This window comes from Chitinophaga sp. HK235 (assembly GCF_018255755.1).
Classification (GTDB): domain Bacteria; phylum Bacteroidota; class Bacteroidia; order Chitinophagales; family Chitinophagaceae; genus Chitinophaga.
Genome location: NZ_CP073766.1, coordinates 7686071 through 7710262, shown reverse-complemented (window position 1 = coordinate 7710262; position 24192 = coordinate 7686071). Strand labels below are relative to the sequence as shown.

General features: G+C 48.2%; 22 protein-coding genes. 13 read left to right on the top strand and 9 right to left on the bottom strand.

All coding sequences use genetic code 11. The features are described 5' to 3' along the window. The first annotated feature begins 27 nt into the window (after positions 1–27). The 4 genes from KD145_RS29690 (at position 28) to rpe (ending at position 4038) form a co-directional block, all read left to right on the top strand. On the top strand, positions 28–954 hold the full coding sequence (locus KD145_RS29690; protein WP_212003424.1) for a homoserine kinase: 927 nt from the start codon (positions 28–30) through the stop codon (positions 952–954). A 17-nt stretch (positions 955–971) separates the two neighbouring features. Then, on the top strand, positions 972–2267 hold the full coding sequence (thrC, locus tag KD145_RS29685) for a threonine synthase (protein ID WP_212003423.1): 1296 nt from the start codon (positions 972–974) through the stop codon (positions 2265–2267). Between the two features lie 23 nt (positions 2268–2290). Beyond that, positions 2291–3307 carry a tetratricopeptide repeat protein gene (locus KD145_RS29680; RefSeq protein WP_212003422.1) on the top strand — a complete coding sequence of 339 codons (1017 nt, stop codon included), beginning with the start codon at positions 2291–2293 and terminating at the stop codon, positions 3305–3307. A 65-nt stretch (positions 3308–3372) separates the two neighbouring features. Beyond that, a complete protein-coding gene (gene rpe, locus KD145_RS29675; protein WP_249219624.1) occupies positions 3373–4038 on the top strand; it encodes a ribulose-phosphate 3-epimerase in 666 nt (221 codons plus the stop codon). Here the strand turns inward: rpe and KD145_RS29670 are convergent. Both KD145_RS29670 and KD145_RS29665 read right to left on the bottom strand, forming a co-directional pair. Beyond that, positions 4019–4408 (bottom strand): response regulator, encoded by a 390-nt coding sequence (locus KD145_RS29670; protein ID WP_212003421.1) that lies wholly within the window; start codon positions 4406–4408, stop codon positions 4019–4021. The genes rpe and KD145_RS29670 overlap by 20 nt on opposite strands. 8 nt (positions 4409–4416) lie before the next feature. Beyond that, the gene (locus tag KD145_RS29665) at positions 4417–7053 is read right to left on the bottom strand and encodes a PAS domain-containing protein (RefSeq protein WP_212003420.1); all 2637 of its coding nucleotides are present in this window, start codon (positions 7051–7053) and stop codon (positions 4417–4419) included. 297 nt (positions 7054–7350) lie between these two features. Here KD145_RS29665 and purE point away from each other — a divergent pair, with 297 nt between their 5' ends. From purE to KD145_RS29645, 4 genes are all read left to right on the top strand, one after another. Beyond that, entirely contained in the window at positions 7351–7806 is a 456-nt protein-coding gene (gene purE / locus KD145_RS29660; protein ID WP_113614202.1) for a 5-(carboxyamino)imidazole ribonucleotide mutase, read from the top strand. Positions 7807–7903: 97 nt separating this feature from the next. Then, positions 7904–8863, top strand: a complete 960-nt coding sequence (locus tag KD145_RS29655) for a PhoH family protein (RefSeq protein WP_212003419.1) — start codon at positions 7904–7906, stop codon at positions 8861–8863. Positions 8864–9106: 243 nt separating this feature from the next. After that, positions 9107–9586 carry a DUF4878 domain-containing protein gene (locus KD145_RS29650; RefSeq protein ID WP_212003418.1) on the top strand — a complete coding sequence of 160 codons (480 nt, stop codon included), beginning with the start codon at positions 9107–9109 and terminating at the stop codon, positions 9584–9586. 232 nt (positions 9587–9818) lie between these two features. Then, a complete protein-coding gene (locus KD145_RS29645) occupies positions 9819–10358 on the top strand; it encodes an inorganic diphosphatase (RefSeq protein WP_211327035.1) in 540 nt (179 codons plus the stop codon). A 45-nt stretch (positions 10359–10403) separates the two neighbouring features. On the opposite strand, the gene KD145_RS29640 is transcribed toward KD145_RS29645, so the two are convergent. Continuing rightward, the gene (locus tag KD145_RS29640; RefSeq protein WP_212003417.1) at positions 10404–11180 is read right to left on the bottom strand and encodes a C40 family peptidase; all 777 of its coding nucleotides are present in this window, start codon (positions 11178–11180) and stop codon (positions 10404–10406) included. Between the two features lie 91 nt (positions 11181–11271). Here KD145_RS29640 and KD145_RS29635 point away from each other — a divergent pair, with 91 nt between their 5' ends. The 4 genes from KD145_RS29635 to KD145_RS29620 all read left to right on the top strand — a co-directional run bounded on the left by KD145_RS29635 (position 11272) and on the right by KD145_RS29620 (position 14047). Then, positions 11272–11841, top strand: a complete 570-nt coding sequence (locus tag KD145_RS29635; protein WP_212003416.1) for a sigma-70 family RNA polymerase sigma factor — start codon at positions 11272–11274, stop codon at positions 11839–11841. Beyond that, a complete protein-coding gene (locus KD145_RS29630; protein WP_212003415.1) occupies positions 11834–12955 on the top strand; it encodes a tetratricopeptide repeat protein in 1122 nt (373 codons plus the stop codon). Before KD145_RS29635 ends, KD145_RS29630 begins: the two co-directional genes overlap by 8 nt. Before the next feature lie 139 nt (positions 12956–13094). Beyond that, positions 13095–13676 (top strand): RNA polymerase sigma factor, encoded by a 582-nt coding sequence (locus KD145_RS29625; protein ID WP_212003414.1) that lies wholly within the window; start codon positions 13095–13097, stop codon positions 13674–13676. Positions 13677–13693: 17 nt separating this feature from the next. Then, the gene (locus KD145_RS29620) at positions 13694–14047 is read left to right on the top strand and encodes an anti-sigma factor (protein ID WP_212003413.1); all 354 of its coding nucleotides are present in this window, start codon (positions 13694–13696) and stop codon (positions 14045–14047) included. A 78-nt stretch (positions 14048–14125) separates the two neighbouring features. Here KD145_RS29620 and KD145_RS29615 read toward each other — a convergent pair whose 3' ends face one another. Beyond that, positions 14126–14605: a nucleoside deaminase gene (locus KD145_RS29615; RefSeq protein WP_212003412.1), complete on the bottom strand. Its 480-nt coding sequence runs from the start codon at positions 14603–14605 to the stop codon at positions 14126–14128. A 111-nt stretch (positions 14606–14716) separates the two neighbouring features. Then, on the bottom strand, positions 14717–17317 hold the full coding sequence (gene clpB / locus KD145_RS29610; protein ID WP_212003411.1) for an ATP-dependent chaperone ClpB: 2601 nt from the start codon (positions 17315–17317) through the stop codon (positions 14717–14719). Between the two features lie 187 nt (positions 17318–17504). Between clpB and KD145_RS29605 the strand changes: the two genes are divergently transcribed. Then, positions 17505–19835 (top strand): PDZ domain-containing protein, encoded by a 2331-nt coding sequence (locus KD145_RS29605; RefSeq protein ID WP_212003410.1) that lies wholly within the window; start codon positions 17505–17507, stop codon positions 19833–19835. Between the two features lie 101 nt (positions 19836–19936). On the opposite strand, the gene KD145_RS29600 is transcribed toward KD145_RS29605, so the two are convergent. Genes KD145_RS29600 through KD145_RS29585 form a run of 4 tightly spaced genes read right to left on the bottom strand, consistent with a single transcriptional unit; the run spans position 19937 to position 23983 of the window. Next, entirely contained in the window at positions 19937–20782 is an 846-nt protein-coding gene (locus tag KD145_RS29600; protein ID WP_212003409.1) for a glycine betaine ABC transporter substrate-binding protein, read from the bottom strand. Positions 20783–20792: 10 nt separating this feature from the next. Beyond that, on the bottom strand, positions 20793–21623 hold the full coding sequence (locus KD145_RS29595) for a proline/glycine betaine ABC transporter permease (RefSeq protein ID WP_212003408.1): 831 nt from the start codon (positions 21621–21623) through the stop codon (positions 20793–20795). A gap of 12 nt (positions 21624–21635) precedes the next feature. Further along, positions 21636–22841 (bottom strand): glycine betaine/L-proline ABC transporter ATP-binding protein, encoded by a 1206-nt coding sequence (locus KD145_RS29590; protein WP_249219622.1) that lies wholly within the window; start codon positions 22839–22841, stop codon positions 21636–21638. Positions 22842–22879: 38 nt separating this feature from the next. Beyond that, complete coding sequence (locus tag KD145_RS29585; RefSeq protein WP_212003407.1) at positions 22880–23983, bottom strand: hypothetical protein; 1104 nt, start codon at positions 23981–23983, stop codon at positions 22880–22882. Positions 23984–24192: the final 209 nt, after the last annotated feature.

The following is a 24192-nucleotide window of genomic DNA, read 5'->3' as shown; positions in this document are numbered from 1 at the left end:
TTAAATTAATTAACGCAATAGCCTTATATGGAATATATAAAAGTATTTGCCCCCGGTACCGTAGCCAATGTAGCCTGCGGTTTTGATGTCATAGGTCTGGCCATGGACGCTCCTGGCGACGAAATGATCCTTCGCAGGACCAGCGAACCGGGTATACGGATCAAAGCCGTGCATGGCGCCGACCTGCCGCTGGACCCGGCTAAAAATGTCGCTAGTGTAGCCGTACAGGCCCTGCTGCAGAAATATGATAACCCGGATGTAGGTATTGAGATAGAGATTTTCAAACATATTCATCCGGGCAGTGGCATTGGTTCCAGCGCCGCCAGCAGTGCCGGCGCCGTGGTAGGTGTCAACCATCTGCTGGGTGAGCCTTTCACTAAAAAACAACTGGTCCGTTTTGCAATGGAAGGTGAAAGGCTGGCCTGTGGCTCCGCCCATGCCGACAACGTGGCTCCTGCCATCCTGGGCGGTTTCACACTGGTACGCAGCTATCGTCCGCTCGACATCACCAGCCTGCATACCCCCGGCGAGTTGTGGGTGACCGTTATCCACCCGCAGATAGAAGTCAAAACTTCTGATGCCCGCGAGATATTAAAACAGAAAGTACTGATGACAGACGCCATCCGCCAGTGGGGCAACGTAGGCGCCATGGTGGCAGCACTTTACCAGGAAGACTATGACCTCATCAGCCGCTCTCTTGAAGACGTGATCGTGGAGCCGGTACGTTCTATCCTTATTCCCGCCTTCCAGGAGCTCAAACTCAAATGCAAGGAAGCCGGCGCCCTTGGTGGCGGTATCTCCGGCTCTGGCCCTTCTGTGTTTATGCTTAGCAAAGGCGAAGAAAACGCCCGTAGGGTAGCCGATACCATGAACACCGTTTATGCCCCACTGGGCGTGGACTACAAAATATATGTGTCCCGTATCAACACCGCCGGCGTTAAAATCATTGACTAATTTCCAATTTATTCAGCATGCAGTATTTCAGTTTACAGGATCCACAACACAAAGCATCATTCGAAACGGCCGTTGTACAAGGAATTGCCCCAGACAAAGGGCTTTATTTCCCGGAGCAGATACCTTCCCTGGACCCGGACTTCATTACTAACCTGCATGCCTATACGGACCATGAGATAGGCTACGAAGTAATCCGGCCGTTTATTGGCGACGAGATACCGGAAGAAGCCCTGCGGAAGATCGTGCGGGATACCCTGCATTTCCCGTTTCCTGTTCAGAAGGTAACGGGACACCTGTACGCACTGGAGCTTTTCCATGGGCCGACACTAGCTTTTAAAGATGTGGGTGCCCGCTTTATGGCTGGCTGCCTGGGCTACTTCAGACGTAACAGCAGCCAGCCGGTGACCGTACTGGTAGCCACTTCCGGCGATACCGGCGGCGCCGTGGCCAGCGGCTTCTACAATGTTCCCGGCGTAGACGTGGTGATCCTCTACCCTTCCGGAAAAGTAAGTACCCTGCAGGAAAAGCAGCTGACCACCCTTGGCGGCAACATCCGGGCCCTGGAGATACAGGGCACCTTCGACGACTGCCAGCGGATGGTAAAAACCGCTTTCCTGGATGCCGATATACAACGTTATCGTCAGCTTACCTCCGCCAACTCTATCAACGTAGCACGGTGGCTGCCACAGATGTTCTACTATTTCCTTGCATACAAACAAATGAAAGCAGCCCATCCCCGGCTGGTATTTGCCGTGCCCAGCGGCAATTTCGGCAATATCTGCGCGGGTATGATGGCCGCAGCTATTGGGTTGCCGGTATCGCATTTTGTGGCCGCTACCAATGTCAATGATACGGTGCCACGCTTTATGCATAGTGGTAAGTATGAGCCCGGCAAAGCTGTCCCCACCCTGTCTAACGCCATGGACGTGGCAGACCCGAGCAATTTCGTACGGATATTACAGTTATTCGGCAATAACCTGCCTTCCCTCCGGGAAAAATTCACCGCCCTCTCTTTTACAGACAAGGATACCGCCCGCACCATTGAGCAGGTATGGAAAGAAAACCACTATATGCTTGATCCGCATGGCGCTGTGGGCTACCTGGGCCTGCAGCAGTATCTGGCTTCCGCACCGGAGCTGACAGGAGTGTTTCTGGAAACAGCGCATCCGGTGAAGTTTGAAGATACCGCGCCCCGGGCCGTAAGAGATGAGATCCATACACCACCGCGTGTAATGTCGTTGTATGGCAGGGAAAAAACAGCAACGCTGTTACCAGCAGACTATACAGCCCTCAAAAACTGGTTAATGCGCTGAGGATTTCTTAGCTTTGACGGCGTATGAAATATTTACCTATCCTGGCGGCCATGGCAGCAGCCATGGCCTGCAACAACAATCCACAGCAGCACCATCAGCTGACAGCTGCAGACTCCGTGCTTTACAGCGATATTATCCGGCCGGTGACAGACTCTATACAACAGTATCCAGGCAACGATGCACTCTATTACCGTCGTGCCCTGCTGCTTTTCAATACCAATCCCGGCCTGGCCCAGGCAGATTTTGAAAAAGCTGCCAGTCTGAAGCCGGACCAGCCGGACTATTGGGCCGGTGCCGGTGAAGCCGCCCTGCTGGAAAACCACTACGATAAAGCAGAACTTTTTTTCAACAAAGCGCTGGCTCACGCACCTGCCTATACGTACCTGCAGTACAAACTGGCCACCGCCATGATCGAAAATAAACGTATCTCACAGGCAGACAGCCTCGCCAACATGCTGGCCGGCACTACCGACGGAAAGGATAAAGCCTTTTATCTGAAAGCCCGCATGGCAGAAGACCGCCACGACACCACCGCTGCGATAGAACACCTGAAAACCGCCATCGCCGCCGCCGGCCCCAACGCCGAGTTTGAAGCAGTGATGGAGCTGGCAGACCTGCTCCGTGCCCGCAAAACACCGGAAGCCATCCGGTATTATGACCAGGCCTGGCATCAGGACTCCCTCAATGCAGCTCCGTTATATGATATCGCCCAGGTACAGGAAGAAGTAATGGGCAACACAGAAGCAGCTCTTGCCACCTACCGTAAATGTATTGTGGCGGACCCGGGATTTGAAGCCGCCTATCTTGCCATCGGTAAAATTTACAGCGATAAAAAACAATGGAAGGAAGCACTCAACTTCTACACCCTGGCCGCCAAAGCAGCCCCAACAGACGCCTGGGCCTACTATCACCGTGGCAGATGCCATGAACAACTGGGCAACAAACAGGAAGCTGCTACTAACTATGCCAAAGCCTCTTCCTTCAAAAAGGATTTCGCTGAGGCAAAAGAAGCCATGCAACGCGTAAACATGAAAATGTAGGGCAGACACATGGGTACATAATATCCCATGCATTATTTACATTTATACCATAAAAATTAGTACTATTGAAAGACTCTCCTGTTTTGGTAGCGCCATCCTTACTGGCAGCCAATTTCCTTGAACTGGGAAAAGAAGTGGAAATGGTAAACCGCAGTGAGGCGGACTGGTTTCACCTGGACGTGATGGACGGCCGCTTTGTGCCTAACATCAGCTACGGTCTGCCAGTGATCGCGCAGATCAAAAAACTAGCCCGCAAGCCCTGTGATGTTCACCTGATGATAGAGGAACCGGAGAAATATGCCGCCGAATTCAAAAAAGCCGGTGCAGATATACTGACTGTACACGCAGAAGCCTGCATACATCTTCATCGCAATATCCAGCAGATCAAAAGTCTGGGTATGAAAGCCGGCGTAGCCCTCAACCCGCACACACCTGTGGTGATGCTGGAAAACATAATCCGCGATATTGATGTGGTACTGGTAATGAGCGTAAACCCGGGATTTGGCGGCCAAACCTTTATAGAACAAACCTATCAAAAAATAAAACAGGTACGCCAGCTGATAAAAGAGCACCACGCTTCTGCCCTGATAGAAGTAGACGGCGGCATCGGCACCGAAAATGCCGGACAGCTGGTAGCGGCAGGCGCCAACGTACTGGTGGCAGGCAGTGCCATCTTTGCTTCACCGGACCCGGAAAAAGCAATTGCCGCCCTTAAGAGAGGTGCGCTATAATCTCTTTGGACAAGGGTTTGGTAAGATAACCGTTTACCACCGCATAATGACGTACCCGCTCTTTGTCTTTCTCATCAATGGAAGAGGTCAGCACAAAAATGCGGATTTCTTTGGGCAGCTGCTCATGGAAAAGGCTGTATTCGTCCAGAAACTCCCAGCCATCCATAATAGGCATGTTCAGATCAAGCAGAATAAGGTCCGGCAGGTCGTCCACCTTATCCGCATGTAAACGGATATGGTCCAGGACGTCCTGCGCATCGGAAAACACCCGGATATTGGTGCTTATCCCCTGCCGCTCTATCATGATTTTAGCTATTTGCTGGTGAATTGGATCGTCGTCTACTATAAAAATCATATTGATCAGCTTCATAAAAGGGATTATTCCGGCCTAAATGTAATAATAAATTTTGTTCCATGGCCCAGGCTGCTTTCTGCCTTAATACTTCCACCCATCGCTTCTACCTGTGTTTTGGTAATAAACAGGCCGATTCCCTTGGCGTCTTTGTTACGGTGAAATGTTTTTCTGAAGCCAAATAATTTATTGCCAAAACGCTCCATATCGATACCAACACCATTGTCCTGCACTGTCAGCACAATGTTTTCATTTTCCTTCCGGGTTTGTATGTGCAGCTCCGGTGAACGTTCCGGTGAACGGTAACGGATAGCGTTGGTAATAAAGTTCTGCAGGATACTGTCGAGATATACCCGTGGATACTCTATTACCGGCGCCTGATCAAAATCATCTGTGATCCGGATATTGCTGGTTTCAATATCTACCAGCAGAATATCTTTTACTTTCTGTAAACGGTCGGTAAACGACAACCTTTCCTTTTCCACATTCACATCCTTCCGTATCTGCACCACTTCCACCAGGTCGTTGAGTGTTTCATCAATTTTTTTTATCACCTCATGCAACATGCCCAGATAAAGTTCCCGCTCCTGTTGGGAGGTAGCTTCATTATGCATCTGCATCAGTGCACGCAGGTTGGCAATAGGCGCACGCAGATTGTGTGATGTAATATGGGCGAAGTCTTCCAGCTGCTTGTTCTGGTTGACCAGGTTCTTATTCAGGTTAGACAACTGATCGTTGGCCTTGCGCAGGTCTTTCTGCATTTTCCGGCTCTCGGTGATATCCCGCATAAACACGGAGATACCGCCGTCCTGCATAGGTGTGAGCAGGAAGTCGTACCACTTGTCGGGTTTGGGGAAGTAGATGCCGAAAGACTGTGACAGCTGAAGATGTATACATTCCTGCAAGCGGGCGTAAAACACGGTACCAGACAGTCTGGGGAACACCTCAAAGATGTTGCTGCCCATTTCTACTTTCTGTCCGATCATTTTTTCCGCTTTCTGATTGAGGAAGTTTAGCTTGCCATCTTTTTCCATGGCCGCATAGCCCATATCGATGGTATCGAAGAAAAGGCGCATCAGCTCTGTATTCCGGGTTAATGCCTCCTTGATCTCGGATTGTTCGGTAACATCCTGTACTACACCGAAGATACGTACCAGTTTACCGTTGCTGTAGCCTGGCTGTCCGATGGAGCGTACCCTTTTGGTTTGTTCGCCGGCGGTAACGATGCTCAGCTGGGCATCGAACGGTTTGCCGGATTCCAGGCATTGTTTCACCAGGCCGTCCAGCATATGGCGGGCTTCCGGTGTATAGAAGTCCATGGCCGATTCGAAGGTGATGGGCATATTGGGGTCACAGTCGTGGATCTTATACGACTCATAAGACCAGCGTACTTTTCTGGTTTCCACATCGAGTTCCCAACCGCCAATTCTGCCTATTTCGCCGGTTTGCAGGAGGAATTGCTGGTTTTTGATATTTTCCAGCTCCTGCATTTTTTTATCGGTGATATCATTCACAAGGGCCACTACAATCATTTCCTTGTCTACCGGTTCTATGACCGGGAAGACGGTGAGGTCGAGATATACTTCGCGGCCGACCGTGGTCCAGCGTTCGTCCTCGCTGAAATCGATTTGTTTTTCCACACGCAGGGGCTTTCCTTCTTCCAGCGCCTGGAGGAAGAGTTTGTCCAGTTCGAAGCGGGTGGCCAGTTCATCGTTCATCACGTTGAAATTGCGGCGGGCAGCTGGATGTGGCGAGTTGAAGAAAAAGCGCTGGGTTTGATTGATACGGCGAATGAAACCGAAATTATCGAATTGTATATACCCGATAGGAAGGTTTTCGATGATATTGTCGAGTAGTCTTTCGCTTTTCTGGAGGCTGATTTCGGCCACTTTTTTTTCCGTAATGTCGTCGAGGATGAGGAAATAGTTGGACATCCTGCTTTGCCGATCGGTGACCGCAAAGATGGTGGCTTCGTAATACAGCGGAGAGAGGCGGGTGACGTTGCCGTAGGTTTTTTCAGTGTAGTTGAGTAGTATTTCGCGTTTGAGTGTTTTGCCGGTATCTCTGGCTTCTTCAAACATTCTGGCGAGGCCGTTGAGTCGGTAGAAACGATCCTCCAGCCATTTATAGCCGGGGACGGTAAGGAAGGCATGCTGTGTACCCCATATCTCGCGCTGGCGGCTGTTCATTTCCACACAGACACCATCGGGAGTGAACTGTTGCAGGCCAATGGGCAGGTTTTCGAGTATCTGGCGGAAGTATTGTTCGTCCTCCATTACCTGGAGTTCGGGTAGTTTACGGTCGGTGATATCGAGGCCAATGAGGAGGCATTCCATCATGGATCCGCCGGCGTCCATAACAGGGTTGATGGCCACTTCCAGCCAGCAGGCGGTATGGCCGTGCAACAGAAAGCAGACTTGTTCCTGCACGGGTTTGCCGGCGAGGAGCTGCTGCCATATCTGAGTCCATTGTGCCTCATCGGCAGGTGTTAAAAACTCCCTGAAGTTCTGGCCGGTGATATTTTCCGGCGATCGTTGCAAAGCATTTGCCATCCTCGTATTCAGGGTAGTAATGCACTCAGCGGCATCTATATTCACAGACAATGCACATGCATTGACGGCAGCTTCGAGTTGCTGCAGGTGCCGGTAATGCTGTTCCAGCATAACATCCATCATTTAATTAATAGCGGGATTCTAAGACCGTTGTGTTTTTGTTGCTCCAAAATAGACATTATTATAGTAAAAAGCGGTATTGCAGTGATAAAAGGTCCAATTTCACCCTATTTTCCGCATTTCCAGGGTGCCGGGGTGTCCAGTACGGCCTGTTATACAGGGAATTATCCACCTGTTGTGGATTTTCAGTTTTCTGTTTTTGTCAATTGATCAATATCTTCGCATTCGTTTCCAGCGGGACTGACCACTACAAATAAACTAATTTTCACATAAATAAAACACAAATTGATGAGAGTTTTGATTATCATGGGTTCTGAGAGTGACAAACCGGTAATGGAAGAGTCACAGAAGTATCTGCAATACTTTGGCATTGAGAGTGAAATGGTTGTAGCCTCTGCACATCGTAATCCTGACAAAGTAAGAGAACTGTGTATCACAGCGCAGGAGAAAGGTTTTGGAGTGGTAATTGCCGCGGCTGGCATGGCTGCAGCGTTGCCTGGCGTTGTATCTGCCTATACATCATTACCTGTATTGGGCGTACCTTTGGAAGGAGGTTTACCTGGAGGAGTAGATGCACTGTATTCTATTGTTCAGATGCCGGCAGGCTTACCAGTAGGCACTTTGGCCGTAGGTAAAGCCGGAGCACGCAATGCTGCTGTTCTGTGTGCACGCATCCTGGGTCTGGGCAATAAAGACGTTGCCGCTAAAGTAGAAGCATTCAAACAAAACGGTTACAGAATTTAGTAATTGCTTAACAATACTGCTCTCCAGGTTGGGCGTAAATTCATATATTCGGAGTAAGAAATTCCGACTATTTCCTGGACTTTAAATCATTGAATCATTGACTGAATCCATTATTAATTTAGATAGTATTAATCCCATTGAGTTTTTCGGAGTAAACAACGGAAAACTGGATTTGCTGAAGAAAAAATTCCCGCTGCTGAAGATCCTGTCCAGGGGTACCCAGTTAAAATTAAGTGGGTCACCGGAAGAAGTGGCCACAGCGGAGGAAAAAATCAGTCAAATCGTAAAATACCTGGAGCGCAACGGGAATCTGACGGAGAACTACTTTGAGCAGATCCTGGGTGATGAAGAAGGTACGCGGGTGGATCATTTCAGTGACCGCAATCCCAATGAGGTACTGGTTTTTGGTCCTAATGCCCGTACAGTACGGGCCCGCACTGCCAACCAGAAAAAAATGGTAGCGCTGGCGGACAAGAATGACATTGTATTTGCTATCGGTCCTGCGGGTACAGGTAAAACCTATACGGCGGTAGCGCTGGCGGTACGTGCATTAAAAAACAAAGCTGTTAAGAAAATCATCCTTACCCGTCCGGCGGTGGAAGCAGGTGAAAGCCTTGGATTCCTGCCGGGGGATCTGAAAGAGAAGATCGATCCATATCTGCGGCCATTGTACGATGCGCTCGACGATATGATCCCTGCAGAGAAGCTGAGCTACTACATGACCAACCGTATCATTGAAATAGCGCCGCTGGCTTATATGCGTGGCCGTACGCTGGATAATTCCTTTATTATCCTGGACGAAGCGCAAAATGCCACCGACCTGCAACTCAAGATGTTCCTCACCCGTATCGGCGCATCTGCCAAAGCCATTATCACTGGCGACCTTACCCAGATTGACCTGCCAAAGAACCAGAAATCGGGCCTTGAAAAAGCCTCCCGTATCCTGCGTAATATCGATGGTATCGGGTCAGTACAACTGGATGAGGAAGACGTAGTGCGTCACAGGCTGGTAAAAGCCATTATACGGGCCTACGAAGCGGACAAGGAAAAAGATTAAGATTTTTTTGATTTTTTGATTTGGGGATTTTTTGATTTGAAAGAAGATCATTGAATCTCTAAATCAAAAATCAAAAAATTTCTAATATTAACGCTTTTTTAACGGTCTTTGCAGTAAGTTCACCTGTTTTTTCAAAGGGATAATTCAGTTCGGAAGCCTGTGATACAGCATTGCGGTGATAGCAACTTTGCAGATTTGAATGTTTAACCCTATTTTTGTTGTGATATTATAATTATCGACCGCATGACCAATTATCGTCGAATTCTGACACTGGCAGTGATGGGAATACTGCTGCTGAGCAGCTGTAAGAAACGGGCCACCCCACAAGAGGTAGCACTGGCGTTTATGCACGCTATACAGGATTCGAACTTCGACCAGGCAAGGGATTATGCCACCAAAGAATCCCAACAGGTAATACAGATCTATTCCATTTTTGACGGACGCCGCAGTGATGCGGAGCGCGAAAAAATAAGGAAAGCCAAAATTGAAGTAGTAGGCATAGAAGAAAATGGAGACAAGGCTTCTGTTACCATCCTCAATTCATCCGCCCACCAGAAGGAAGTACTTCAGCTGGTAAAAGAAGGCGGTCAATGGAAGATTTCACTGACATTTGAAAGTATAATACCTAACTATATTCCACCAGCCACCCAGGGGCTGGATTCCACCACCGTGCTGACACCAGATACCACTAGCGGTGGTATGGCGGTTCCTGCAGTTAAATAATTTTTGCCTCTTTTTACACTTTTATAGGTAAGAAAAGGATAATTTTTAGCTATTAACCGCGAGTTCCCTTAATTTTGCCGTGCATTAATGGATGGCATGTGTAACTGATTTCCAGTAGCCAACGACCGGAAACCGTAACCATTCTTCATGAAAAGTGAAGTGAATGTTGTATTCACTTTTCAAACATTAATCAATTTGAACAATAAACCATAAAGTAGAAAAGTAGATTATTATGATGACAAATCCCTGGCATAGTGTGAGCCCTGGTTCTGAGGTGCCGCATATTGTAAACGCAATTATTGAGATTCCAAAGGGATGCCGTGCCAAATATGAACTGGATAAAGAAAGTGGTTTGCTGAAGCTGGACCGCGTATTATATTCTTCTGTATATTATCCTGCCAATTATGGTTTTATTCCTCAGTCCTACTGCGATGACCACGATCCACTGGACATCCTGGTGCTGTCTCAGGTAGAATGTGTTCCTATGTGTATCATCGAAGCGAAAGTAATCGGTGTGATGCAGATGGTAGACGGCGGAGAAGCCGATGATAAAATCATCGCTGTGGCTGCCAACGATATGAGCGTAAACCACATCAATGATATCTCTGAACTGCCTCCTCACTTTATTGATGAGATGAGACACTTCTTTGAGGAATACAAAAGACTCGAAAAGAAATCTGTAACAGTAGAAGAGTTCCAGAACAAGGAAAAAGCTGAGCAGATTATCATCAAGAGCTTTGAGGATTATCGTAAGATCTTTAAACAAAGCTAATTTCAATGGTCAAGCGAATTGCGGTAGCCGCAATTCGCTTGACTGCTAAAACAGCCGTTTGATAATCCGCAGCTGGTGCGTTCTTATCTGTGTATCTGCATTAATGATGCCCTGGTTATCGATAGGATCGATGCGTACCTTACCGGAAGCATGCATTATTTCGTGATCATTGAGTAAAAGTCCGACATGGGTGATTTTTCCTTCCGGATTATCGAAAAATGCAAGGTCCCCCAGCCTGGTTTCCTGTAAAAAGTCAACCGTTGTACCTTGTGTAGCCTGCTGGGAAGCATCCCGCAGCAGCGGTACACCCGACAACTTGAATACGTTCTGCACAAAGCCGGAACAGTCGACCCCAAAGACATTCCTACCCCCCCAGAGATAAGCCGTATTCAGGAATTTCATGGCATCTGCGAGCAATCGTTTAGGATCAACCGGGCTACCCGTAGGTGATAATATATGTGGCTTTTCCTGTAAGGTGACCGTCACATTTCCCCATTTAGCGGTGAGGTTGGTATATCCTTTCAGCAGACAACCAAAAGGCACCATCATCGGGCGACCATTGACATGTACTTCATTGATCCAGTCGGAGAAATAATGGGTGGCGGGATGGTGGTAAACATCTTCCGGCACTTCTTCCAGATGGGAAAGGGAGGCCCAGCCGGAATATCCGTCATATTGGTTAACCACTTCCACCCATCCGTCCGGGGCTGTGTTGATGATCTCCACTCCTTCTCCCCAGAGCAGCTGAGAGATCATTTCACTTCTGTGTGCTGGCGTGGCTCTCAGTGGCGCCACAGGCACCACAACAATAGCGTATGGCATATAAATTGTATAATTCCGTTTTTTAATCCAATAATCTCGCGTCTGAATGAACTTTTTCTGCTTTTATACGTAAATATAGAGTAATAAGTTTATGCATCAACAGTTAACCAATTTATCAGATAAGGACCTTATATCCCGTGCCCGTAAAGCAGACCGGGAAGCAGAAGGCGTACTAATGGACAGATACAGTCATTTGCTGGTGGCCATTACCCTGCCTTATCTGAAAAAAGCCCCGAATCCGGACCCCAACGTAGTATTCCCCTCTCTTTTACAACGGCTCAGCGCCAGTCTTAAAACGCAGACTATCTACAAGGCCAACGAATGGATTTTGCATGTACAGAAAGGATATTTCAGTAATCCAGACAAAAATATTCCTTTCTACCCGTCACGGGATGGCAGGGACCTGCTGCATATTGAGAACAAAGTAGAGAAAGCAGGTACCAACATCATCGACCGCCAGGATCTGGCTGTAAGGCTGGAACAGGCGCTGCAACGGATGAATGCAGATGACCGCGATCTGATAACACAGTTCTATATTGATAATAAAAGCTTTGCCGATCTGACCGCTGCCAAAGGATTGACGCGTGAAAAACTCAGAAACCAGCTGAAAGCAGCCAAGGGGAAACTAGCCAAGCTATATATGAATCAGGGATATGTTTAGTAGTAAACCAAACAATGAAAAAATCCTAAAGGTATTTTCCAGTATCCGTTGCCTCAACAAAGACCAGCTGCCACGCTATATGGACGGAAGGCTGACAGACGTTGAAAAACACCTGGTAGAACAACACCTCGCCGACTGCGATCTCTGTTTTGATGCCCTGCAGGCACTGGAACAGGAAGGCGCTCCGGAACAATACCAGGAACTTACCGGAAAACTCCAGCGTTATATACAGGACAGTATACAACCGGTTTCCCATGTCCATAAGGTGGCACAATACACCAAAAAGGAGAAAAACAAGGAGAGCATGCTGGTGTATTTCTGGCTGATCGCCTTTATAGCTATCGGTGTGGCCAGCGTATATGTATTGCGCGGACACCTGCGCAACCAGCCACCGGCACCGCCCCATATGCTTTCTACCCAACCGGCAGCCAAAGATACCACTCCGGCCACTCCCCCTACAGAAGTAACCGAACAGCCTATCGTGACCGGAGGACATCCCAATACGCCGGCAACTACAACGAATAAAACCGGAGGTGGCACCAGCACCACACCTGCCACCGCAACACCTAAGGCTCCGGCTGCCATACCCACACTGCCCAACGTCATCACCAAAGCAGACTCTGTTGCCAAAGCCAAAGCTGCTGCCCTGAAGGCCCAGCACAAAAAACACGTGGCCGATAGTATCCGTAAAACAATTCTCATCCAAAAACAGCAGCAGGATTCCCTCAAAAAAGCAAAGGAAAATGTAAAAGATACAGAGAATAAATCGCAGGTACCGGTTCCGGAAATCAAACCAGAACCTAAACGCGATACAAAAGAAACTGAACCTAAAAAAGACACCGAAAGAAAACAGGAACCCATCAATAGCGACGAATACCTCTATAGGGCTGCCATGGTATACCAACAACAGGGCAATCTCAGCGAAGCCATCGACAGATACCGGCGAATTGCTGCCAACAGCACCGGTAAATACGTGGAAATGGCCAGCTACCAGCTCGCTATCTGCTATCGCAGCAAAGGCCAGATGGCTAAAGCCCGCCGCATGTTCAAGGAAGTGATCCGTATGGAAGGCTCCCTCAAAAATAATGCACAGCAGGCTCTGGACAGCATGTAAATCAATTACGAAATATCAATTACGCATTACGAATAAAGAAAGCCCGGGCATTCGTAATTCATATTTATAATTTGTTATTCCCTTATCTTTATGGAATTTCCCGATGCCCGCATCTTACATGCAGCATTCAATTTAGCCTGTGAACAATCCAGATATACAACAACTAACAGACCAGGAATTACTACAACGGTTCAAAGCTGATAATAACAGTGAATGGATAGGTGTGCTTTTTGACCGCTATGCCCTGCTATTGCTGGGTATGTGTATGAAATACCTGAAAAATGAAGAAGATGCACGAGACGCCGTGCAGCAGATCTTTCTCAAAGTATTGTCCGATATCAACAAACATGAGATACAGTTTTTCCGGGCCTGGATATACCAGGTAACCAAAAACTATTGCCTCATGCAGTTGCGGCAACACCATATGAAATACAAGGAAGAGATTACCGACAGACATGCCGGCGAACTGGCAGCCGACCAGGAAGAAAAAGGGGTGTATCAGGAAAAAGACCTCCTGCTCAACAATATGGAGCAAGCCCTTAATCTGCTGAATCCGGAACAGAAAATCTGTGTAGACCTTTTCTACCTGCAAAAAAAGTCCTACCAGGAAATAGCCGACCAAACGGGCTTTAGCCTGTTACAGGTAAAAAGTTATATCCAGAACGGCAAACGTAATCTCAAATTAATACTGGAAAAACAACAACGCGCAAACAAGCGTTAATTTGCATCAATAGTGATATGAACGAGCATTTCAACGATATATTTGTAACGACCGGCTGTCCGACACAACAGCAGCTACTGGACTATGTGCAGGGCAAGCTGTCTGCTGAAGAACAACATGAGGTGGAAATGCACCTGACCGATTGTGCGTTTTGCAGTGAAGCCCTGGAAGGTCTTGCTACTATAAAAGATAAGGAGAAAATTCCGGGATGGATACGCGAAATGAAATGGGAAGTGCTGAGGAAATTACGGAAACGCTACCGCAGCAGGAGAAAAACAGAAAATTATATATCCCTGGCCGTTATCATCCTCAGCATTTTATTCCTGCTCCTGGCCATGTTCTGGGCTTATCATTTTGCCATCAGGCATTAACGGACCTACGATTTATTGATTTATGATTTATTGATTTTTCCGTCCTATCAAAATATCGTAAATCAATAAATCATACCATCAATGCAGTGTCCTATTATTCATCCCCACCCATTGCTGAAATACTTTCAATGCTTCTTCGTCCTGCAGTTCGATCAGCGGGATTTTTTTTTCTTCATGTGGCACTGTGATTTCCCGGTAGATAAATGAATCGTCAAAGTTGATGGCTGCCGCGTCTTCTTTGGTATTGGCATAATACACCCTGGATGGCCTGGCCCAGTAAATAGCGCCCAGACACATGGGGCATGGCTCACAGGAGGTATAGATTTCGCAGTCTGTCAACTGAAAGGTGCCCAACTTCTTACAGGCATCCCGGATAGCCATTACTTCTGCATGTGCCGTGGGATCATTTTCGCACAGTACCTGATTCCACCCTTCCCCGATAATTTCATCCCCCTTTACTACGATAGACCCAAACGGACCACCATCTCCCTGCTCCATTCCCCTGCGGGACAATGCTATTGCATGCTGCATGAATTTTTTTTCCCTTTCACCAATCATGATTTAAATATTGATTCATTCAAATTTACCGAAAAGAAGGCATAAAAAACCCCGCGAAGAATCGCGGGGTTTATCGTTAACTATGTATCGTCGTATTTAGAATTGCTTGAATTATTTGTTTCTTATTACTACCACGCCGTCGAACACATCGATCAGCACGGGCTTTGATTTATCAATATCTCCTGCCAGGATCTTTTTGCTCAGCAGGTTGATGATCTCTTTCTGGATCAGTCTTTTCAGTGGCCTTGCACCAAACTGCGGATCGTAACCCTGAACAGAAAGATATTCCAAAGCATAATTAGAAAATTCCAATATCATGCCATTTTTAGCCACCATGTCCTTGAGCTGTTGTAATTGAATGTTAATTATTCCTTTAATCTCATCTCTCATCAATGGCTGGAACATGATCACTTCATCGACCCTGTTCAGGAACTCTGGCCGTATGGTTGTTTTCAGCAGCGCCATTACCTCTTCTTTGGTTTTGTCTACTATCTCCTCACGGTTGGAGTCGTTGATATTTTCAAAGTTTTCCTGGATGATATGGCTTCCCATATTGCTGGTCATGATGATGATGGTGTTTTTGAAGTTCACCACACGGCCTTTGTTGTCTGTCAGACGGCCATCATCCAGCACCTGTAACAAGATGTTAAAGGTATCGGGATGCGCTTTTTCAATTTCGTCGAGCAATACTACAGAGTAGGGTTTGCGGCGCACGGCTTCTGTCAGCTGACCACCTTCATCGTAACCTACATATCCCGGAGGAGCGCCCACAAGGCGGCTCACAGAATGTTTTTCCTGGTATTCACTCATATCGATGCGTGTCATCATCTGATCGTCATCAAAGAGGTACTCTGCCAGTGCTTTGGCCAGCTCTGTTTTACCCACACCGGTAGTACCGAGGAAGATAAAGGAACCTATCGGACGGCGCGGGTCCTGCAGACCGGCACGGCTGCGGCGGATCGCATCAGACACTGCGATGATCGCTTCTTCCTGTCCTACTACGCGGTTGTGCAGCTCTTCTTCGAGATGCAGCAGTTTGTCTTTTTCACTCTGCATCATTTTAGATACCGGGATACCGGTTGCCTTGGCCACATTTTCCGCGATGTCTTCCGCATCGACTTCTTCTTTAAGAAGACGTTTATTATGCTCGGATATTTTACTCAGCTCTTCAGAAAGATCGTGTACCAGTTTTTCCTGTTCTTTCACCTTACCATAGCGGATTTCAGCTACGCGTCCAAAATCACCATTACGTTCGGCCTGTTCGGCTTCCAGCTTCAGGTTTTCGATAGCTGATTTAGCAGCCTGGATTTTGTCTACCACTTCTTTTTCGGCCTGCCATTTGGCTTTGAAAGTATTTCTTTCTTCGCTGAGGCGGGCTATTTCTTCACTCAGTTCACGCAGTTTGTCTTCATCATTTTCTCTTTTGATCGCTTCTTTTTCGATTTCGAGCTGACGGATTCTTCTTTCCAGTTCATCCAGTTCTTCCGGCATGGAGTTCATTTCCAGTCTCAGTTTGGCAGCACTTTCATCGATCAGGTCGATGGCTTTGTCCGGCAGGAAACGATCAGTGATATAGCGGTGTGATAATTCTACCGCAGCGATGATGGCTTCGTCTTTGATGAGCACGTGGTGGTGGCTTTCGTATCTTTCTTTCAGGCCACGCAAGATGGAGATAGCATCTTCCACACTGGGCTCATCTACTATTACCTTCTGGAAGCGGCGTTCCAGGGCTTTATCTTTCTCGAAATATTTCTGATATTCGTTGAGAGTGGTAGCACCAATTGCACGGAGCTCCCCGCGGGCCAGCGCCGGTTTGAGAATATTGGCAGCATCCATAGCGCCTTCCATGGCACCGGCACCAATCAGGGTGTGGATCTCATCAATAAAGAGGATGATATCTCCATCGCTGTCGGTCACTTCCTTCACGACTGCTTTCAGCCTTTCTTCAAATTCACCGCGGTATTTGGCACCCGCCATGAGCGCGCCCATATCGAGGCCATAGATGGTTTTTGATTTCAGGTTTTCCGGCACGTCTCCATTGAGGATACGATGTGCCAGACCTTCTACGATAGCGGTTTTACCTACACCGGGTTCACCCACGAGGATAGGATTGTTTTTAGATCTGCGGGAGAGGATATGCAGTGTTCTGCGTATTTCTTCATCGCGTCCTATCACCGGGTCGAGCTTACCTTCGCGGGCCAGCTCGTTAAGGTTTTTGGCGTATTTCTGTAATGTATTGAACTGGGTGCCACCGGATTGTGAACTAACGGTTTCGCCCTTACGTAATTCCTTGATGGCAGCCTTGAGGCCTTTTTCAGTAAGACCTGCATCTTTCAGCAGTTTAGCTGTATCATCGCTACCTCCTAAAATAGCCAGCAGCAGGTGTTCCACGCTTACAAATTCATCTTTAAACTCCTTGATACCAGCACCGGCGCGCAGCAATGCATTGTTGGCATCACGGCTTAGTACCTGTCCGGCTTCACCACTTACCATTTTAGGGTACTTCAGCAGCAGCTCATTTACTTTGGTATTAAGCAGCGAGGTGTTCACTGCATTTTTTTTCAGCAGGTACTCTACGGGGCTGTCATTATCTTCCAGCAGCGCTTTCAGTATATGTCCCGTTTCAATGGCCTGGTTCTGGTTGTTGAATGCCAGCTGCTGTGCCTGTTGTAATATTTCCTGTGATTTTATAGTGAAATTATTCAAATTCATATGTTATTATTTTTCTCCTTTTTAGTGATCACAAACGTGCTTTCTTATTAACAAACCCTGAACCAATGTTGTTTTCCGGAAATTATGACATATTACGCAGAAGCTTTCTGCATTTTTAGCAGAAGATAAGCCCATTAACTGCTAAAATTGCATTAACCCCGCAGCCACAACATTGTATATTGTGTGGATGAAAACATTTCTAGCCCATGCCCTGCTACTGGCGGTATGGAGTACCCAAACTATCAGCGCGCAGGAACAGATCAGGAAAGACACCATACTGGTGCGGGTAAGCACCAAAAAACACGGCAATGCATATACGCCGGCCGACTTACAACAAGCGCTGGTCCGGAAACGAGCCCAGTATCCCGATAAAAAACTCTCTGTAGTATTTATTGAACCAGGGAACTATTATTTTGATACCACCCTGGTGATTACGCCAGCGTTGACTAACGGAGAGGGACATATTTTATTCAGCAAACTTCATCCCGAAGACAAGGTCACTTTAAGCGGAGGGCAGCCCATACAGGTAAAATGGAGCCTTTGGAAGAATGGTATTTACAAGGCCACGCTGGACCTGCCCTATACCTTCGATCAATTATATATCAACGATGAGCTGCAGATACGTGCCCGCTATCCCAACTACGACAGCAGTGCCCGTCATTATAATGGCAGCGCTGCAGACGCTCTCAGCCCTGAAAGAGTTAAAACATGGCAGCATCCGGAAGGTGGTTATGTACATGCCTTACATAAAGGAGAATGGGGCGGCTATCATTATCGTATCAAGGGCGTCAATCCCGACCTCACGCTTCAGCTGGAAGGAGGCTATCAGAATAACCGGCAGATGGGCATGCACCCCCAGCACCGGTTTGTAGAGAATATTTTTGAAGAACTGGATACCGTCCGCGAATGGTATTACGACCAACCACATAAAACACTGTATTATAAACCAGCTCCCGGTACCCGGCTGTCTTCCGCCAGGGTGGTGGTTTCCCGGCTACCTACGGTAATTGCCCTGAAAGGTACAGCCGGAGCTCCGGTAAGGAATGCAGCGATAACAGGACTCCGTTTTGCTCATACGGCTCCCACGTTTATGGATACACGGGAACCGCTGCTACGCAGCGACTGGACCATCTATCGCGGCGGTACCGTTTTGCTGGACGGCACAGAAAACTGTAGCATCCGGGCCTGTGAGTTTGACCACAATGGCGGTAACGCCGTATTTGTAAGTAATTACAACCGGCATACGCTGATCTCCGGATGCCATATTCATGATGCAGGCGGCAGCGGTATCTGCTTTGTAGGTAACCCCGATGCTGTGCGTTCACCACTGTTTGAGTACAACCAGTCACAACCGCTGGCATCCATTGACACCGTTTCCGGGCCGCAAACAAGCCATTATCCGGACTCCTGCATCGCATACGATAATCTGATCTACCGTACCGGCACCATCGAAAAACAGACTGCCGGCATACAGTTGTCGATGGCCATGAACATCACGGTATCACACAATACTATATATGATGTACCACGTGCAGGCATCAACGTGAGTGAAGGTACCTGGGGCGGGCATGAGATTGCATACAATGATGTATTTAATACGGTACTGGAAACCGGCGACCACGGTGCTTTTAACTCCTGGGGCCGGGACCGCTACTGGCATCCCGACCGCCAGATCATGGATAGTCTTGTGGCAGCCCATCCCTGGCTGATCAGACTGGATGCGATTCATACCATCCGCCTGCACGACAACCGCTTCCGCTGTGATCACGGCTGGGACATAGACCTGGACGATGGTTCCACCAACTATCATATTTACAACAACGTATGTCTTAACGGCGGATTAAAACTGCGGGAAGGTTTTTACAGAACAGTAGAAAACAATGTAATCCTCAACAATTCCTTTCATCCGCATGTATGGTTTGCCAACAGTCATGATGTTTTCCGCCACAACCTTGTAACGGCAGCTTATAAACCTATTGGTATCCGGTATTGGGGCGATGAGATCGATTATAACTGTTTTCCTGACAGTGCTGCCATGCCTTCCGGCACCGACAAACATTCTCTCGCAGGCAGCCCTGGTTTTGTAAACCCTTTAGGCGGGGATTATCGCGTAATACCGTCCTCTCCTGCTTTACGGACAGGTTTTCATAATTTCCGCATGGATAGTTTTGGTGTTGTATCTCCGCAACTTCGGCGGCTTGCGAAAAAGGCACCGCTGCCAGTGCTGGCACAGCAACACCTGTTGTCATCAGCCACCACCAACTGGAGCGGTGCCCGGATCAAAAATATTGAAACACTGGGAGAGCGCTCTGCAGCCGGTTTACCTGACAACAACGGTGTATATGTAGTAAGTGTACCGGCCAGCTTCAGGTATCACTTGCAGGCAGGAGATGTGATCTTAAAAGCAGGTACTACACCGGTACCTAACGTAGCGGCGCTGCTGGCAATCATGGCCCGTGGTAATAGCTGGCCAGTGAATCTGACCATCTTCAGAAATCAGCAGCAGCTGATCATTTAAAAATCCCAGGGCTAAAGCCCTGGGCTATATTGGATCAAACTACTTGGGAAGGAGGCCGGAAATGGGCTAAAGCCCTGGGCTATGTTGTTTCAAAACATTCATTACATCCATTCTTTCACGAGTGCTTTGTGCTCGCTGATCCATTTTTTGATAGCAACATCTTCTTTTCCGTCTGCGTCTGCCATCACGTTCATCAGTGAGCTCAGTTGTTCACTGTTCAGTTTGAATTTCCGGAAGAAGTTGACTGCAGTGGTGTCCTTCACCGTAAATTCACTGTTGGCGATCGTTTGAATCTTTTCTGTTTCGCCAAATACTTTTTTGGGATCTTCCAGGAAACGAAGTTTAAATCGTGCAAACATATGATGGGGTTCCCATCCGGTAACCACTATTGGCAGCTTTTCATCGATGCTTTTCTTCAGGGTAGCCATCATGGCCGCTTCGCTGGATGACTGCAACTGGTAGCCCAGGTTGTATTCGCGGATAGCATCTTCAGCTTTGGTCATGATACCGGCACCGGCATCGATGCCTACTACTTTACCGCCGAAGGAGGCTTTTTCTTTGGCCAGGTCTTCGATAGTGCGAGCTTTCACATAGTCGGGCACTACCAGTCCTATTCTGGCACTGTCGTAGTTTGTATTGAGCACGGTGATTTTGTCGCCGAATGTTTGCATGTAGGTTTTATGGGTAACGGGCATCCATGCATCGAGGAACACGTCTGCATCGCCACCAGCCACGGCAGCGAAGATGGGTGCTACGTCTGCATTTTTAAGGGTAACCGTATAACCTTTCTCCTGCAGCAGGTGTTTGGCCAGCTGAGTCATTGCCACGCCTTCTGCCCAGTTAACATATCCGATGGTTATTCTTTTTTCGCTCTGGTTCCCGTTCTGCTGACAGGCGGCCAGGACAAGCATGACTGCTGCCAGTCCGAGGATGAAGATTTTTTTCATATGTCTGTTTTTAGCGTTTTTCTTTCTGTTTCCTTTTACCGAATGACTGTGTGATACGATCCAGGATGATGGCCAGTATCACCACCGCGATACCACCTTCAAAGCCCAGGCCGATTTTCAGCTGTGTGATGCCTTTGAGCACTGTTTCTCCCAGACCGCCGGCGGCAATCATAGCGGAGATAACCACCATTGACAACGACATCATAATGGTTTGGTTGACCCCAGCCAGGATAGTAGGCAGCGCCAGGGGCAGCTCTACTTTAAACAGCAACTGCCGGGGTGTAGCCCCAAAAGAGCGGGTAGCTTCCACAATATCTTCCGGCACCTGGCTGATACCCAGGGTGGTAAGCCTTACGGCCGGAGGCATCGCAAAGATGATAGTGGCAAATACGCCCGGTACTTTCCCCAGTCCGAAGAAAAGTACCGCCGGTATCAGGTATACGAAGGCCGGCATCGTTTGCATAAAGTCCATCAGCGGACGCATCACCTTACCGGCTGTTTGGCTTCTGGCGGCCCATATACCCAAGGGAATACCTATCAGGAGAGCAATAAAGGCAGATACGAGTATCAGGGAGAGGGTTTCCATCGTAGGCACCCAGTATCCCATTGAATAGATGAGCGTCAGTCCCAGTGCGGTAACCACTCCTACGCCCCACCCTGCCCTTCTCCAGGCCAGTACAGCCAGCAGGGCGATGACCACATAAAAGGGCAGAAAGGAGAACAGCCATAAAACACCGTCCACCATTGATTCCACACCAGATTTCACCACCTTGAAGAAGGGGCCGAAATTGTGTGTGAGCCAATTAATGAACTGTTCAATATATTTTCCGATTTTAATCATACAATTTTTCGTTTATGCTTGTGTGTTAGCCTGACTACCGGTAGTTTCGATAATCAGGGAAGTCTGGGAAATAAGCCCCAGAAGCTTGTTATTGTCGGGGTTCACTACCGCCACGGGTTTATCGGTTTCCGCGATAAAGGGTAGCATTTGTTCTACGGTCATATCGGGGTTTGCCACGGGCACATCACGATGGATGGCGGCTTCGATGGTTTTATCACCGCGTTTTTTCACTTCGAGTACTTCACGCAGGTAAACAAAACCGAGGAAATGTTTATCGATGGTGACGGCCGGAAGGATGTCGAGGCCAGTGGCTCTCATTTTACGGAGGCTTCCTTCAGGACCGTCTTTACGGAATACGGCCATAGTGGGCTTGGTGTCCATCAGAGAGGATGCAGTGATGATAGCCTTGCGGTCTACCTTTTCCACGAAAGAGCTGACGTAATCGTTGGCCGGTGCCGTAAGTATTTCTTCCGGTGTACCGATCTGAATGACTTCTCCGTCTTTCATAATGGCGATGCGGTCGCCGAGGCGGATGGCTTCATCGAGGTCGTGGGTGATGAAGACGATCGTCTTATGCATTTTCTCCTGCAGATCGAGCAGTTCATCCTGCATTTGGGTGCGGATGAGGGGATCGAGGGCGGAGAAGGCTTCGTCCATGAGGAGTACTTCGGGGTCGTTGGCGAGCGCACGTGCCAGGCCCACCCGCTGTTGCATACCACCGGACAATTCGGATGGCAGCATGTTTTCATAGCCTTTCAAACCTACGAGGCTGGTCACATTACGTGCCTTTTCGAGGCGTTCGGCCGCAGGTATGCCTTGCAGCTCCAGTCCGAAGGCTACGTTTTCCAGGACGGTTCGATGTGGCAGGAGTCCGAACTTCTGGAATACCATGGATATTTCCTTACGGCGTACTTCCTGCAGTGCAGCATCGGGCAGTGCGGTGATATCTACGCCATTGAGCATGACATTGCCGGCACTGGGCTCAATCAGGCGGTTGAGGCAGCGGAGGAGGCTGGATTTACCACTGCCGGAGAGGCCCATGATCACAAAGAATTCACCAGCTTCGATATCGAAGGAGGCGTTTTTGACCGCCACGGTGCTGCCGGTGCGGTCCAGTATTTCTGCTTTGGACTTCCCCTGCTCCAGTAGTTGCAGCGCTTCATGCTGTTCACGACCGAAGATAAGGGTGAGGTTTTCTATTTTCAGTTTAGGCATCATCTTGTTTTTAGGTTTACGAAAGACGCATGGTGCGTATATCAGAAATAGTACCCGATGTTCAGGTTAAGACGGCTGTGCCAGCGGGCATCCGGGGTACCGGTGGCGAGTGCTTCATTCCATACCGGCCCAAGCCAGGGATGATTTTTTCCGGCGGCCCAGTCGAGATAAGAGAACACATGGCCGGCGGTAATCATACAGCCGAGTACGTTCATCTGAGAGTTTTGAAATCCGCTGGCCGGCTTCTGCATATAGGAGTAGTCGTTATAAAAAGTGAGTGTGCTGATGGGCCCCCAGTGTACAGGCTGCGTGTATGAAAGTGATACGGTGTGCAGAAAAGCTTCTGCAGCCACGCGGTAGGCAGCGCCATAGGCGGCCATGTCTATATAGTTAGCCAGCTGTGCTGAATCGGCCACGTTGTAGCGGTAGTACATAGACTGGAGTTTGAGGTTCCATCGATCCATGTTGAGGTTGCTATGTATGGCAGCAGCCCAGTGGCTGCCCATGTTTCCGGAGGGGATGTTGTAGAGTCCCCCCAGCATAACAGAAGCGCCTATACTATTGTTTTTATGCAGGAAATATTCCACGCGGGCATTTCCCTGGTTGACTTCCTTATTGCGGCCGGCCACATCGTAGGAATAGCGGCCGGGGTCTGTTTCAGACTTATCCCCGAAATTGAGCTCTTCTGCATTTTTAAAGAAAGCCAGTTGATATAACCAGCGGTTGCTGCGGCGCTGGAACTTTATGCCCATATCATAATCATCTTCCTTACCTACATAATAGGACAGGTTAAAAAACCAGCTGTGGGAATTGTAGGTGAGGTTGCCGAAGGGAACCTGGGTAAGGCCGATGTCTACCTGCGTGCTATCGTTGAATTGATAGCGCACGTAACCTTCCTTGAGGAAGCTGCCGCCGAAATCTTTCGAATAAAAGCGGTATTCTGCGTGGAGAGACAGTTTTTTCCAGGCGGCATCAGCATTGATGCGGAACATGTCCAAACCGAAGTCACCACCCCGTTTCACCTGTTCCTTTTTCCAGGACGACAGGTTATAATTGAAGCGCAGTGCGCCTCCTACGTGGAAGGTGGGTTTATCTGTTTTTCTGGTTTCCGTACTATCCTGTGCAACAATAACCAAACTAGGCAAGAGGAGCAGTAAGCATAGCAACAACCAATGCAATGATTTAATCATAGTCATTAATTATTTAATATGTTTAAGCTGATCTTTTTCCGGGCGACATAGGGGACCTATGAGCATGCCACTGTACTATCGACAGTAAGCGGGAAAGGAAAACCGGGTGCGAAATGGCCCGACAAATGATCAATTACCAATAAATATTGACTGTTATAGCGTAA

Coding starts and splice junctions, on each gene's coding strand:
- KD145_RS29690 (WP_212003424.1), top strand. CDS start 28: ATGGAATATATAAAAGTATTTGCCCCCGGTACCGTAGCCAATGTAGCC.
- thrC (WP_212003423.1), top strand. CDS start 972: ATGCAGTATTTCAGTTTACAGGATCCACAACACAAAGCATCATTCGAA.
- KD145_RS29680 (WP_212003422.1), top strand. CDS start 2,291: ATGAAATATTTACCTATCCTGGCGGCCATGGCAGCAGCCATGGCCTGC.
- KD145_RS29670 (WP_212003421.1), bottom strand. CDS start 4,408: ATGAAGCTGATCAATATGATTTTTATAGTAGACGACGATCCAATTCAC.
- KD145_RS29665 (WP_212003420.1), bottom strand. CDS start 7,053: ATGCTGGAACAGCATTACCGGCACCTGCAGCAACTCGAAGCTGCCGTC.
- purE (WP_113614202.1), top strand. CDS start 7,351: ATGAGAGTTTTGATTATCATGGGTTCTGAGAGTGACAAACCGGTAATG.
- KD145_RS29650 (WP_212003418.1), top strand. CDS start 9,107: ATGACCAATTATCGTCGAATTCTGACACTGGCAGTGATGGGAATACTG.
- KD145_RS29645 (WP_211327035.1), top strand. CDS start 9,819: ATGATGACAAATCCCTGGCATAGTGTGAGCCCTGGTTCTGAGGTGCCG.
- KD145_RS29640 (WP_212003417.1), bottom strand. CDS start 11,180: ATGCCATACGCTATTGTTGTGGTGCCTGTGGCGCCACTGAGAGCCACG.
- KD145_RS29635 (WP_212003416.1), top strand. CDS start 11,272: ATGCATCAACAGTTAACCAATTTATCAGATAAGGACCTTATATCCCGT.
- KD145_RS29630 (WP_212003415.1), top strand. CDS start 11,834: ATGTTTAGTAGTAAACCAAACAATGAAAAAATCCTAAAGGTATTTTCC.
- KD145_RS29620 (WP_212003413.1), top strand. CDS start 13,694: ATGAACGAGCATTTCAACGATATATTTGTAACGACCGGCTGTCCGACA.
- KD145_RS29615 (WP_212003412.1), bottom strand. CDS start 14,605: ATGATTGGTGAAAGGGAAAAAAAATTCATGCAGCATGCAATAGCATTG.
- clpB (WP_212003411.1), bottom strand. CDS start 17,317: ATGAATTTGAATAATTTCACTATAAAATCACAGGAAATATTACAACAG.
- KD145_RS29605 (WP_212003410.1), top strand. CDS start 17,505: ATGAAAACATTTCTAGCCCATGCCCTGCTACTGGCGGTATGGAGTACC.
- KD145_RS29600 (WP_212003409.1), bottom strand. CDS start 20,782: ATGAAAAAAATCTTCATCCTCGGACTGGCAGCAGTCATGCTTGTCCTG.
- KD145_RS29595 (WP_212003408.1), bottom strand. CDS start 21,623: ATGATTAAAATCGGAAAATATATTGAACAGTTCATTAATTGGCTCACA.
- KD145_RS29590 (WP_249219622.1), bottom strand. CDS start 22,841: ATGATGCCTAAACTGAAAATAGAAAACCTCACCCTTATCTTCGGTCGT.